Raw genomic sequence first — 13,009 nt, 5'->3', positions numbered from 1 at the left:
GCGGGGGATATTTCCAGATATTATGATTCATTCACGCCTTCCTCTTCGCCGCGCTCTTTTGTCCGTTTCTGATAAAAGAGGTCTTGTTGAACTTGCCCGTGCGCTTGATGCGCAGGGGGTTGAACTTCTGTCCACTGGTGGATCCGCACGTTGCATACGCGATGCTGGCATCCTCGTAACAGATGTGTCCGAGCATACGGGCTTTCCTGAAATTCTTGACGGGCGTGTCAAAACGCTGGTGCCGTGGATTCATGGTGGTATTTTAGGCCGTCGCGATAAGGAAGAGCATCAGGAGCAGATGCGTGAGCATAAGATCGCTCCGATTGATCTTGTTTGTGTTAACCTTTACCCATTTGCCTCAACCGTTGCTTCTGGTGCGGATGCTGAAACGTGCGTTGAAAATATTGATATTGGTGGCCCCGCTATGGTTCGAGCGGCGGCAAAGAATTTTGCTCATGTGGCCATCCTGACCGATCCTGCGCAATATGACGGTTTTCTTGAAGCATTGGCCAAAGGGGGCAGCACGCTCAGTGAGCGTCGTCGTTGGGCGGCGGATGCTTATGCGCATACAGCTCGTTATGACAGCATGATTGCGCGTTGGTTTGCTGAACAAACGGCTGAGAGCGAGGCTGAGGCCCTTTTGCCGCCTGTGCTGACGTTGGCTGGTGAGCGCGGTGATCTCCTGCGTTATGGTGAGAACCCTCATCAGCAAGCCGCGTTTTATCGTGACGGCAGCCAGCGTCCGGGCCTTGCGACGGCTCAGCAGATTCAGGGCAAGGCGCTCAGCTATAATAACCTCAATGATACGGATGCCGCTTTTGAGGCTGTCGCAGAGTTTGAGGGGCCAAGTGTGGTGATCGTCAAACACGCGAACCCGTGCGGTGTTGCGTCTGCTGATACGCTAGAGAATGCGTGGAAAGCGGCTTTACGTTGCGACCCTGTTTCTGCCTTTGGTGGGATTGTGGCGCTAAACCGTCCTCTGGATCAAGCAACAGCCGAGCAGATCAGCAAGATCTTTACAGAAGTGATTGTTGCGCCGGATGCTGATGATGGGGCGAAAGAGGTTCTCTCTAAAAAGAAGAATCTGCGTTTGCTTCTGACAGGTGGTGTGCCTGATGCCCAAGCGAAGGGCTTGGCGTTCCGTTCTGTCTCGGGTGGGTTCTTGGCACAGAGCCGCGATCATGGTCATGTGACGCCCGAGAGTTTAAAGGTTGTGACAAAGCGTCAGCCAAGCGAGCAAGAGATGGCGGATCTGCTCTTTTCCTTCCGTGTGGCGAAGCATGTGAAGTCTAACGCTGTCATTTACGTCAAAAATCAGGCGACAGTGGGGATTGGCGCTGGGCAAATGTCTCGTGTTGATAGTGCCCGTATCGCGGCGCGTAAGAGTGAAGATGCGGCACGAGCTGCCGGTGAGGACACAGCTTTAACCGTGGGGTCTGTTGCGGCATCGGATGCGTTTTTTCCATTTGCTGATGGGCTAGAGAGTGTCGTTGCCGCCGGAGCAACCGCTGTCATCCAGCCGGGCGGCTCTATTCGTGATCAGGAAGTGATTGATGCGGCTGATAAAGCCGGAATCGCTATGGTCTTTACAGGAATGAGGCATTTTAGACATTGAGACATTTTGTTTTTTCCCTCTTGATGGGATTGGTGACGCTGGGGAGTGCTTCCTCAGCGGCCATTGCGGCGTCATGTAATTATGACGTATCACCTTTGCCGGTTATTTCAGGAACGGTCACGCGCGTAACGACGGATGGAGTGCTTTTACAGGACGGCACAGATCTAATTTTACCAGAATCGTTGCTCCCTCATGTGCGTTTGGATACAAAAGTAACGGTGCGCGGCCTAAAAGGGACGACGGGTCATAAAGTCTGGGCTTTTGCGATCGAGGATCACTCTTCGCTGATTTGCCCGTCTAAAGGTGATGTGCATAAGGGAGCCTATCCAGGCTCACCAAGCTATGACGTCATTGGCCATGATGAGCAAGAGAAGCCGTAATCTTCCTTGAGGATGTCATGAATATTGCCTTCGTTGCGGCTTCTACAGAGGCCGCTCAAGAGGCTTTCAAACGTTTTACCCATCGCTATGGGAATGTGTCGTTTGAGGAAGCCGAAGTTATTGTATGCTTAGGAGGGGACGGCTTCATGCTTGAAACTCTTTTGCATATTCTTGGCTATAATATTCCCGTTTTTGGCATGAATTACGGAACTGTTGGTTTTCTGATGAATACGCCAGAAGAAGACCATTTGCCTCAGCGTCTTGCTTATGCTCAACCCACGACAATTTCACCATTGCATATGTGGGCCCGTACGACTTCGGGGGAGGAGCATGAGGGGCTCGGTTTTAATGACGTATTTATTTACCGTGAAACGCGCCAAACGGCCAACATCAGTATTGAAGTTGATGGGCGTGAACGGATGCAGCGTCTGGTCTGCGATGGTGTTATTTTAGCGACGCCAGCGGGTTCAACGGCGTATAATCGCTCGGCTCATGGGCCAATTATTCCATTGGGTGCGGAACTCTTGTCTCTCACACCAATCTCACCTTTTCATCCGCGGCATTGGCGCGGAGCATTGCTTCCAGCAGAAGTGACTGTGCGTTTTGCGTTGCATGATACAGCTAAGCGTCCGGCTTCAGCCGTAGCTGGCCCGACTGAATTTCGTGATGTAAAGGAAGTGATGGTCAGAGTGAGTCAGGAACATCGTGTGACATTGCTGTTCGACCCTGACCATAGCCTGTCTGAGCGGATTATTGCTGAGCAGTTTTCTGAATAATCTGCTGATAAGACAGGCGTTAAATCACCGGGGTGAGAAGGGGCCGCCCTTCAAAATGGGCCAGTAGGTTATCAATAATATTTTGCCCCATTTTTGATCGTGTTTCGACGGTTGCAGAGCCCTGATGCGGCTGAACAACGGTGTTTTTGAGCGTGAAGAATTCAGGGTTTATGTTTGGTTCATTTTGAAACACATCCAACCCAGCTCCGGCAATTGTTCCGTTGTTTAAGGCGTGTATAAGGGCCTTCTCATCCACAATGCTTCCGCGTGCAATATTGATGAGCACTCCTGTTGGCCCAAGCGCTCTGAGAATATCGGCATTAATGAGGTTCTGTGTACCGGGTACAGCAGGCAGTGAGACAACCAGAACATCGCTCCACTGGGCGAGGTCTTTCAGATCAGCAAAAAATGGTAGAGGGCTTTTCTCACGTTGTGTTCTGTTGAAATAGGCGACATCCATGTCACTGGCTTCAGCACGACGTGCGATGGCTTGGCCGATCCGCCCGAACCCGGCAATACCCAGCTTGAGCCCTGTGAGGGAATGAGCTGAAGGTGGCATCCCGTTCGTCGCCCATTGTCCAGAACGCAGATAAGCCTGATTTTCAGTGAAATTCCGCTTTAAGGTGAGTAGCAGGAGCATGGCTGAGTCGGCGACATCACTGGTGGAAATGTCGGTAGTAACCGTTACGCGGATCTGCCGTCTGCGTGCCTCTGCTAGATCCACGCGGTCGAGTCCGACACCATTGACGGCAATCATCTCCAGAGCTGGAAGAGCGGCCATAACTTCAGGGTCGATCCCGTAAGAACCACCTGTCGCAACGGCACGAATAGACGGTGCGATGGGGGTAAGGTCGGCTAATGTCGTGAAGCGGTGAAGGGTAAAATGCTTGGCGAGCGCGGTCTCGGTTTGGTCAGGCAGAGGTTCGAGAAGCAATAAATAAGGACGTGTCGGCATGGTACTTATCCTTTAGTAGAGGGGGAAAGCGGGTCAAGAACACGCGCAGCAAGGGCCTTACAGCCTGCTTCAACATCGTGCCATGTCGTCTCAAACCCTTCGGCAGTGCCGTAATAGGGGTCAATCACATCATCGCCTTCACGGCCTGGGACGGCATCCATCAGCATAAAAATGTTTGCTGTGGAGTGTGAGGGCTTCATGCGATTGAGCGCTTTAAGGTGGGAGCGGTCAAGCGCGATGATATGAGTGAAGCGGTCAAAATCTGTTTTGGTAACTTGGCGAGCCCGTAAAATTGACGCGTTCAAACCATGGCGCTTTGCTGTGCTACGGGCGCGTGGGTCGGGCAGGTCGCCAATGTGCCAGTCACCTGTCCCGGCTGAATCAATGTCTAAGGCAAGGCCACGCTTTTCTGCTTCACGGCGCATCGCCAGATCCGCCAAGGGAGAACGGCAAATATTGCCGGTGCAGACAAAAAGAAAAGAGGGAAGAGAAGGGGATGTCGTCATGGATGTGTTAGCCAGATAAAAGATGCCATCGTAAAGAGGGCGCTGAGTGTGCCAAAGAACAACACAGACGCCACCTCACGTTCAAGCATATGGTAACGCATGGCTAAAATCACATTAATAGAGGCGCTGGGAATAGCCATTGTGAGAACGCTTTCTTGCATTGTCACAGGGCTATAGTGGAGCAGGCGAGCAAGCCCATACAGCCCGAGTGGGATGAGGATATTGCGTATTGTGACCATGCCACCCACAAGAGGGCTGAAACGTACTTGGCGGGCAAAAAGAACAACCCCAGAGGCAAAAAGAGCAGTTCCGCCTGTGGCGTGCCCTAGGAGGGTCAGAGAGTTTTTGAGAAAGGGAGGCAAGGTGATGCCAAAGCTGACAAGGCCGAGCGCTAATAGGGGCACCCAAACCACTGGTTCGCGACATGAATGGAGTAAATGAGACGAAAGCTCGCGGATTGTTACATGCCATGTGCGTGGTTTGAGAGAATGTTGTGCGACGCGGCGTTGTTGATCGTGGCTGAGAAGGATCAGGGTGAGAGGCACCTGAAAAAGGTTCATAGCCAAGGAGGCAATAGAGATAGGAACCGCACTGGCGGGGCCAAAAAGCTGCCCTAGTACAGGAATGCCGATAAAAGGAACGGAGGGGCCGGTCATGGTCATGGCCATAAGGGCGGCCTCGCCCTGTGAGCGCCCAAGAGGGCCGCGTAAGACCCCGAAGAGAAGAAGATAACCCCCGACCATTGCAAGAAGAATGAGAAATGCTAGCGGCCCTGCGCTTAGAACCTGCGCGCGAGGTGTGCTGAGAATTGATACAAAGAGCGCGAGGGGCAGGGCATAGAGCATGACAAGCCGAATAAGAACACTGGCTTGATTGCCATCAAAATCGCGCCGCCATGCTGCCACATACCCCAAGCCGAGCGTCACCAAGATAGGAATAATGGCCTGAAGAATGGTGAGGAAAAGGGAAGAACTCATCGTAAACGCTCAGCTTCATGATGGGGCGATTGATATGAAAGAATATTATCTTTTTATCGTAATGAATATACCCCATAGAAAAGGGGCGTTCTTTCTGTAGGTTAACAGAAAGAACGCCCCGTCCCCCTATTGGTTATACGAAACGCTTATGAGGCGGCAATTTCTTGCATCGTATCTGCCGTTGATAGGATATATGGGCCACCCGCTTGGATCTGAACAGAGAGCATGCGCATCTCTCCCGTAGCAACTTGGCGGTCAGGCAGCGGAATAATGGCATTACCGCGTGTCCAACGATGAGGGCCCGCCTCACGCACATCCCAGCCAGTGAGCTCTGGATTGGTCAGATGCTCGGTGATCGCGTCTTCATGCCCACCTGTCCAAAGCTCAATGGAGCCGACAAGAACGCCAAGTGTACGACGGTCATCTACAAAAGGACCAATGCTTTCAGAGGGCTTGAAACGCCGTGATAGCAAACGCACCGTCTGTTGTTCGGAAGCCGGGAAGGAGAAGAGTACTCGATCTCCTACGCGACGGGTCGGCAGAACGGTCATACCGCTTTCCAGCTGCACGCGCAGATCCGGATCATCGGAGATGTCATGCTCTGTCACCGACGTGTGGGCTGGATGGCCGAGGTCAACAGCGCGTTGTTCAAATTGCTTAAAGAGTGGCTCCACAAATGCTTGTGTAACATCTAATGGAGCGGCTGCATCCTCAGTCCACGTCAAGCGACGTGACGGACGGATACGAGCAATTCCTTCCTCGTCATTTTCAATATGAGGACGTTCACTTGTATCAAGATAGCTCTCTGTGAGGGTGTTGTTCGCCCAAATCACAGAGTGTGGCTGTGTCTCAATATGATAAAAATCATATTCAGGCTGTGTCAGATCATATCGAATGGTTTGGTTATTAACGAGCATGCGAGCCGGAACGAAGCGTCCATCAAAATAGAAGCAATGTTCTGGCGTTACAGAAAGATCCTGGCTTGGCACACCCTCCGCAAAAGCGTCTTTATCAATCTTAACAGACCAACCGGCCATATCCTTCGGTAGATCTGTATGCACACGCGCATGACGCGTCATGACATTCGTGATCTCACGAAGTTCTTCTTGGCCGTTGTTAAGAACACGAACGAGGTCGCCTTTTTGGATGTCTTCAATAGCAACATCGCCTTGTTCAAGCCGGATAAGTGTTCCTGCTAGGAAGCATTGGTCATAGGCGACGATCGTGTTCCCTTGTCCATCATCAAGCAAGATGAAACCGCTGTCGGAAGCGTTTTTCCCATGATAGGAACCCTGAAGGGTTGTCGTCCATTCCTGACCATTTTCGATAACATGTAGGGTGCCACCGCTCAGGTACGTTGTCCCACCATTATCGTACTGTAATCCCAGAATACGCAATCGGGCATTATACCCCATAGAGGTATTGGAGAGGTTCGCGCCTGACTGGATGGTCAGCAGTCCGCCGAGTGCCCTTGTTCCTCCTGCTGGGTTTGCTCCAGCGAGGGTCGTATTGACAGCTGATCCACCAGAAAGAATGCCGGTTGGGTCTGCGCCTGCATTGGCAGAGCTATCAGTCACGATAGTATTAATGGCGGTACCTGCAGAGGCAACGCTCATGCTATTGCCTGTTTTGACAACAGCACCGCTAATCCAGCCGCCGCTTGCAACGCTGATGTCTAGTGCGGAAGCTCCTGACATGAGGAAGCCAGAGCCTCCAGGCTGAATACGGAGATGCCGCACGGTAGCACCGGACTGTAAGGTTCCGTTTCCAGAACTGACATACATCCAGTCCAAAGAGGCGCCATTACTTGCGACACCATTACCGCCAGCGAGAATGTTCATGCTGGAGATGTTAGCGCCACGCAGGACGGTTCCTTGTCCACCGCTCAGGACCATTGAATTGCCTTGAGCACCACTGTTAGCAATAATAGTACCACCTGTGCCACCCGTAGCCGTCTGTGTTAAGCTACCGCTATCCAGAATAGCCGTGCCGTAGTTAGACGCAGAAAGATTGGAAAGGTTTGCGCCGCTCTCTACCATCATGGAGCCGCCACTGCCTGTGACAGTTGGCGGGGTGGCAAAGGAACCACCATACAGGTAAGCAGTTGCCCCGTTTACGTTAAAGCTAGAAATATTCGCGTCGGAGAATACATCAACAAGACCTTGATTGGCTCCACTGACTATTCCAGCATTTCCACTAACAAGTAGTGTTCCGCCTGAAGCATTATTATTGTAGGCAGCAGCGAAGGCGCTTGTAACACTTGCTCCAGATTCAAGGACAGCGGTTCCATTTCCGACGGCACCGAGCGTGTTGACGATGGCTCCTTCCTGCACAAGAGCTGACCCGTTGTAGGAAGGGCCAGCGATGAAGGTGCCAGCAAACCCACCATTATCAATCAGAGCGGTGCCACCATCGACATTGTAGGTAGTTACGCTTCCACCTTGGAAGATTTCACCAGTGCCTGCAGAAAGGTTGACAGTGTTTGCGAGACCTCCTTGGTAGATATTGCCAGTGCCACCATTAATGGAAAAGTTATTAACAACCCCGCCGCTATGAGCCATGGCAGTGCCGCCATACAGGAGGTAATTGTTTGTTGTGCCTCCATTAAGCGTATCAGCAACGCCGTTTTGAGTAAGAGTGATTGCGTTTGTGACAGAGCCACCATTGTTCTGGACAGTTCCATTTGTGGAGGCAAGGAGGTTGTTCGCGGTTCCGCTAGAGAGAAGGTTGATTGTCCCACCATCAATTGCTGTGCCGGTGGTGATTAAACCACCAGAGCTCACTAGCTCTGTTCCACCACTGACATTTACAGCAATAGCGGTGCCGCCATTAAGAACCGTTCCTTGTCCACCAGAGGTAATTTGCGAGCTAGTCGCATGTCCATCAAAGCCAACGACTTCTGTTCCGCCATTCTGAACAATATCTCCAGAGACGTAACCGCTGGCATAAGCCCCGATGCTAGGAGAGCCTCCCAATCCGCTATCAAGGATCCCTTGGTAGGTACCTCCTGTTACAGAAAGTGTTCCACCTTGCATTGCGGTGAGGCCTACGCCGTTAGCGCCGGAAACCTGAACGAGCCCACCGCTGATGGCTGTGGATCGTGAGGTAATGCCGCCATTATTGATTTGTGTTGCGCCGGAGCCCGTGAAAATTCCACCTGAGGTTTGACCTGCTGACTGAACCCACTGAATACCACTATTATTCCCACCGATAGCGGTTCCACCGAGGCCGATAATGGTTTGAGAGCCCGAATCAAACGTCCCACCGGAAAGAAGCCCCCCGGACCCTTGAACTTGATAGCCTTTAACAACGAGGTTTGGAGCCCCTCCTGTCAATGCGTAACCACCGCTGAGGACGTGTGGATTAAAGGCTGTGCCTGCCCCGTTAATAGGTAACCCTAGAGCTGAACCCGCAGCAATGGCGCCAGACGATCCTGCTGTAGCCCCGTAGGTATATCCTTGGTTCATGGCGTCAATAGAAGCTCCGCTTCCAGCATAGCCTCCAGAAACGGCGGCGCCATTCACTGCAGCGATAAAGGCACTGTTGACGGCATAGCCACCATTAAGCGTTCCACCACCAGCTGAAAGTAAGAGCCCCGCCGCATCGCCATAAGAGTCAGCTCCACTAACATAAGCAGAGCCGACAACGCGCGCGCCAATATATTCGGTAGAGCCTGACGTGACAGTGTAATCTCTTAGCCCTGTGAATGGGTTCCTGGAGCTACTGACGCTCATGGGTTTATCTCCTAACCAAGAAGAGAGAGAACAGGGGTTACTCTCCAGTTGATGCAGGTTGGGAAACGGACGGGCTGATTGCTGTTAATGACGCTCATACAGGGTTCTTGCCTGCCTTTGCTTCCATACTTTGTGATATGCTGGTGAAATCCAAGACATTCCAGGAAAGCGGAGTGTGCTTACAGCATAACCGCCTGACTATGTTCAAAATAAGGCTCTATGACCATAAAATCAAGAAATATTGCCTAAAACCAAAGCAGGCACTTGCTGGTGTCCGCGGGGGGATTCGAACCCTCGGCCCCAGGATTCATACCACGTCAGCTTTCGCTGCCATCGGCTCAGGAAGAGCGCGATGTTTGTGGTCTGGACTGTCTCTTTACCACAGGCATCAGCCCAAGGTATCGCCCGTACAGTCTCTACACCTTCCTGACGTGCTGTCAGGCTTGGCTCGGGATTGGCATAGCCAGCAAAGGTTGGCGGTAGCGTTCCCCGAATTTGAGCGAATCCACTAGGCGGTTTCCCATGATCCTAGCGCCCAATTTATTTAGGAATCCTGTGCTCTATCCAGCTGAGCTACGCGGACACACAGGGGTTCAGTATTCTTTCTTGGCATGAAGCGCAAGTGAAAATGGCCTTAATTGTTTTAATACGGTGTACAGCACATCTGTCTTTGATGTGGACGAAACACGCTCTTCATATGGGGAATGGGGAAAAGTTGAAGAGGCTTGGATATGGCCTTATTGATGCGAAAAAGAAGAATATTTGCTTCCAATCTGCGGTATATGTGCTTGGCCTAAGCGAAAGGGCGCGATATGAAGGAGGGGAAAGTTGTATGGTTTTCAATTGTGCCGGATTGAAAGCCCCCGCTCGTGACCCGGCCTTGGCACGGCCCAGCAGGATGTGCATGTCCCGAATGTCACTTACCCCTCGTTTTTGCTTGTCTTCTTTTTCGTTGTGCGTCACGCAGGACCGGCGCGTAAGGGCTTTGTCCTTACTGGCGGTGATGGCCCTAGGAGGGTTAAGTGCTTGTGGTGGTGCTCGAGACCCTTCAGCGCTTTCCCAGCCACGTAATCATCTTTTGGGTGTTGACCGCGGAGCGCAGGGGGGAAGTGACCAGCTCCGTGGTGGGGTGAATGCCTATCTTTGGCGCGGAGCGATTGATACGCTTTCCTTTATGCCGATGTCCTCTGCTGATGCCGCTGGGGGTGTTATTCTAACAGACTGGTATCAGCCACCCGGTTCTACGGATGAGCGTTTTAAGATTGCGGCTTATGTGTTGGATCGCAGACTGCGTTCTGATGCGCTGCGTGTAACAATTTTCCGTCAGACACGCCTGAACGGTGGTGAATGGCAGGATACACCCGTTGCGCCTAATACAACATCTGACATTACAGCGCGTATTTTAGAACGTGCCCGGCAGTTGCGTGCTGAAAATGGTGGTAAGAAATAATTTCCATGAGCGATATGACCCCTCACGAACTTTCGACATTTGACTTTCATGCGCGTGAGCCTTTTTGGCAAAAACGCTGGGATGAGGCGAAAAGCTTCGAAGCCCCCGACGTGCCGCCTGCGGATCGGCCTAAATATTATGTCCTAGAGATGTTCCCTTATCCTTCGGGGCAGCTTCATGTTGGGCATGTGCGCAACTACACGCTCGGTGATGTGGTAGCGCGGTATAAGCGTGCACGAGGCTATGCGGTGCTTCACCCAATGGGGTGGGATGCATTTGGTTTGCCCGCAGAAAATGCAGCGCGTGAGCGGGGGGTTCACCCCGGCACTTGGACGATGCAGAACATCGCGACAATGCGTGAGACATTGCAGCGTTTAGGGTTTTCGCTGGATTGGAAGCGTGAAATTGCAACTTGCCAGCCAGAATATTACGGCCAGCAGCAAAAGCTGTTTTTGGACATGCTCAAGAGCGGTCTGGTTGAACGACGTGACGCAGCTGTGAACTGGGATCCAGTTGATCAAACGGTATTGGCGAATGAGCAAGTCGTTGATGGACGTGGTTGGCGTTCAGGCGCATTGATTGAGAAAAAGACGCTCTCGCAATGGTTCCTCAAAATTACGGACTTTGCCGAGCCTTTGCTCGAAACGCTCAAAAAGCTGGATCGTTGGCCTGATCGCGTTAAAACGATGCAGGAGCGTTGGATAGGTCGCTCTGAGGGGGCTAAGGTTCGGTTCCCGCTTCATAATCCTCCTGAGGGTTATGATAGCGAAGGTGATGCTTGTGAGGTTTTCACTACACGGCCTGATACCTTATTTGGGCTGAGCTTTATCGGCATTGCAGCGGATCATCCGTTGGCGCAAAAAATTGCTCAAGAAAATTCGGATGCAGCTGCTTTCGTTGAGGAGTGCCGCCGTGTTGGTACGTCTGAAGAAGCGCTGAGCACGACGGAAAAACGAGGCTTTGATACAGGGTTGCGCGTGACCAACCCATTCAATCCTGAACAGACAGCGCCAATATGGATTGCTAATTTCGTGCTGACGGAATATGGCACGGGTGCTGTTTTTGGGTGCCCTTGTGGGGATCAGCGTGATCTAGACTTTGCCCGTAAGTATGATTTGGCCGTTCCTTCTGTGTTGCTGCCAACAGGTGAGGATGAGTCAAGCTTTACGTTGGGGAAAAAGGCCGTCACTGGGCCTGCCACGTTGTATCATTCAGGATTTTTAACGGGAAAATCTACGAAGGATGCGATCCGTGCTGCCATTGAGCATCTGGAAAAAATTGGTGCTGGGCAGGGCGTGACGAATTGGCGCTTGCGTGATTGGGGTGTATCTCGTCAGCGTTATTGGGGCTGCCCGATCCCCATTATTTATTGCGATTCATGCGGTGCCCAACCCGTTCCTGATGATCAGCTCCCTGTGACCTTGCCAGAAGATGTTTCTTTTGAACGGCCCGGGAACCCGCTGGATCATCATCCAACATGGAAGCATGTTGCGTGTCCATCATGCGGCAAACCAGCGCAGCGTGAAACGGATACGTGCGATACGTTTGTTGATAGCTCCTGGTATTTTGCGCGCTATACAAGCCCTCACGCCAAGACGCCGACTGTGGCGGATGCGGTCAATGGTTGGTTGTCGGTCGATCAATATATCGGCGGCGTGGAACATGCGATCTTGCATCTGCTTTATGCGCGTTTCTTTACGCGTGCGATGAAGCAGACGGGCCATCTTGATGTTGATGAGCCCTTTAGTGGCTTGTTTACGCAAGGTATGGTGACCCATGAGAGCTATCGGGATGGTGACCAGTGGCTCTATCCCGAGGAAGTGGAGCAGCGCGGCGATGTTGTTGTTTCTAAGAAGACGGGTCGTGAAGTCACGGTTGGTCGTTCTGAGAAAATGTCCAAATCGAAGCGTAATACGGTATCCCCTGTTGATATTATTAGCCATTATGGGGCGGATACAGCGCGTTGGTTTGTCTTGTCTGACAGTCCTCCAGAACGTGATATGGAATGGACGGCAGCAGGTGTTGCTGCAGCGGCGCGCTTTATGCAGAAGCTGTATCGTCAAGTGAGTGACGTTGCGCAGCGTGATGCACGTGAGGCGACTCATGGTGAGGCTGGGGCTGATTTACGCCACATGACGCATCGCACGATTGTCGCTGTTACAGAAGCACTGGAAAATTTCACACCAAATGTTGCCGTTGCACGGTTGCATGAATTGTCTTCAGCCCTTGGTGAGGCAGAGAAGAAAGACGGTGAGGGGATTGCTGCGGCGCGTCGTGAGGCTGCTCATGTCATGACGTTGCTGATTGCGCCGATGATGCCACATTTAGCTGAAGAGCTCATGGTATTGCTGGAGCCAGACGGTGCTCTCGTGGTTGAACGTGCTTGGCCAGAGGCACAAGAAGCGCTACTTGCCGTTCATAAGGTCACGATTGCGGTGCAGGTGCGCGGAAAATTACGTGGAACGATTACCTGCGCTCCTGATGCTCCTAAAGAAGATGTTCTTGCCCAGGCAAAGGCAGACGAGAACGTGGCTAAAGCTCTTGAGGGTAAGCGGATCGTGAAGGAAATTCATGTTCCGAACCGTATCGTTAACTTCGTCGTCGCAGGCTAAAAGG

9 protein-coding genes are annotated in these 13,009 nt (G+C 52.1%); 5 read left to right on the top strand and 4 right to left on the bottom strand.

Annotated features, from left to right (window positions below):
* Nucleotides 1-22: 22 nt before the first annotated feature.
* The 3 genes from purH to GS535_RS00820 are packed head-to-tail and all read left to right on the top strand — an operon-like array spanning nt 23 to nt 2,771.
* Nucleotides 23-1,615, top strand: a complete 1,593-nt coding sequence (gene purH / locus GS535_RS00830) for a bifunctional phosphoribosylaminoimidazolecarboxamide formyltransferase/IMP cyclohydrolase (protein WP_160799095.1) — start codon at nt 23-25, stop codon at nt 1,613-1,615.
* Complete coding sequence (locus GS535_RS00825) at nt 1,612-1,995, top strand: hypothetical protein (RefSeq protein WP_160791588.1); 384 nt, start codon at nt 1,612-1,614, stop codon at nt 1,993-1,995. Before purH ends, GS535_RS00825 begins: the two co-directional genes overlap by 4 nt.
* 17 nt (nt 1,996-2,012) lie before the next feature.
* Nucleotides 2,013-2,771 (top strand): NAD kinase, encoded by a 759-nt coding sequence (locus GS535_RS00820; protein ID WP_160791589.1) that lies wholly within the window; start codon nt 2,013-2,015, stop codon nt 2,769-2,771.
* A gap of 19 nt (nt 2,772-2,790) precedes the next feature.
* On the opposite strand, the gene GS535_RS00815 is transcribed toward GS535_RS00820, so the two are convergent.
* The 4 genes from GS535_RS00815 to GS535_RS00800 form a co-directional block, all read right to left on the bottom strand.
* Nucleotides 2,791-3,726 (bottom strand): 2-hydroxyacid dehydrogenase, encoded by a 936-nt coding sequence (locus GS535_RS00815; protein ID WP_160791590.1) that lies wholly within the window; start codon nt 3,724-3,726, stop codon nt 2,791-2,793.
* A gap of 5 nt (nt 3,727-3,731) precedes the next feature.
* On the bottom strand, nt 3,732-4,232 hold the full coding sequence (locus GS535_RS00810) for a low molecular weight protein-tyrosine-phosphatase (RefSeq protein WP_160791591.1): 501 nt from the start codon (nt 4,230-4,232) through the stop codon (nt 3,732-3,734).
* Nucleotides 4,229-5,209 carry an AEC family transporter gene (locus GS535_RS00805; protein ID WP_160791592.1) on the bottom strand — a complete coding sequence of 327 codons (981 nt, stop codon included), beginning with the start codon at nt 5,207-5,209 and terminating at the stop codon, nt 4,229-4,231. The genes GS535_RS00810 and GS535_RS00805 overlap by 4 nt, the downstream gene beginning before the upstream one ends.
* Before the next feature lie 146 nt (nt 5,210-5,355).
* A complete protein-coding gene (locus tag GS535_RS00800) occupies nt 5,356-8,943 on the bottom strand; it encodes a Hint domain-containing protein (protein ID WP_160791593.1) in 3,588 nt (1,195 codons plus the stop codon).
* Nucleotides 8,944-9,856: 913 nt separating this feature from the next.
* On the opposite strand from GS535_RS00800, the gene GS535_RS00795 reads away from it, so the two are divergent.
* Together GS535_RS00795 and leuS are read left to right on the top strand one after the other, a co-directional pair.
* Nucleotides 9,857-10,393 (top strand): DUF3576 domain-containing protein, encoded by a 537-nt coding sequence (locus GS535_RS00795; protein ID WP_370518138.1) that lies wholly within the window; start codon nt 9,857-9,859, stop codon nt 10,391-10,393.
* A gap of 14 nt (nt 10,394-10,407) precedes the next feature.
* The gene (gene leuS / locus GS535_RS00790; RefSeq protein ID WP_160791725.1) at nt 10,408-13,005 is read left to right on the top strand and encodes a leucine--tRNA ligase; all 2,598 of its coding nucleotides are present in this window, start codon (nt 10,408-10,410) and stop codon (nt 13,003-13,005) included.
* Nucleotides 13,006-13,009 lie beyond the last annotated feature (4 nt).

The organism is Saccharibacter sp. EH611, from assembly GCF_009834765.1.
In the GTDB taxonomy this organism is placed as follows: domain Bacteria; phylum Pseudomonadota; class Alphaproteobacteria; order Acetobacterales; family Acetobacteraceae; genus Saccharibacter.
The sequence above is the reverse complement of the archived record's forward strand: the minus strand, read 5'-3'. Positions and strand labels throughout refer to the sequence as shown.

Coding starts and splice junctions, on each gene's coding strand:
- GS535_RS00820 (WP_160791589.1), top strand. CDS start 2,013: ATGAATATTGCCTTCGTTGCGGCTTCTACAGAGGCCGCTCAAGAGGCT.
- purH (WP_160799095.1), top strand. CDS start 23: ATGATTCATTCACGCCTTCCTCTTCGCCGCGCTCTTTTGTCCGTTTCT.
- GS535_RS00810 (WP_160791591.1), bottom strand. CDS start 4,232: ATGACGACATCCCCTTCTCTTCCCTCTTTTCTTTTTGTCTGCACCGGC.
- leuS (WP_160791725.1), top strand. CDS start 10,408: ATGACCCCTCACGAACTTTCGACATTTGACTTTCATGCGCGTGAGCCT.
- GS535_RS00800 (WP_160791593.1), bottom strand. CDS start 8,943: ATGAGCGTCAGTAGCTCCAGGAACCCATTCACAGGGCTAAGAGATTAC.
- GS535_RS00815 (WP_160791590.1), bottom strand. CDS start 3,726: ATGCCGACACGTCCTTATTTATTGCTTCTCGAACCTCTGCCTGACCAA.
- GS535_RS00795 (WP_370518138.1), top strand. CDS start 9,857: ATGTCACTTACCCCTCGTTTTTGCTTGTCTTCTTTTTCGTTGTGCGTC.
- GS535_RS00805 (WP_160791592.1), bottom strand. CDS start 5,209: ATGAGTTCTTCCCTTTTCCTCACCATTCTTCAGGCCATTATTCCTATC.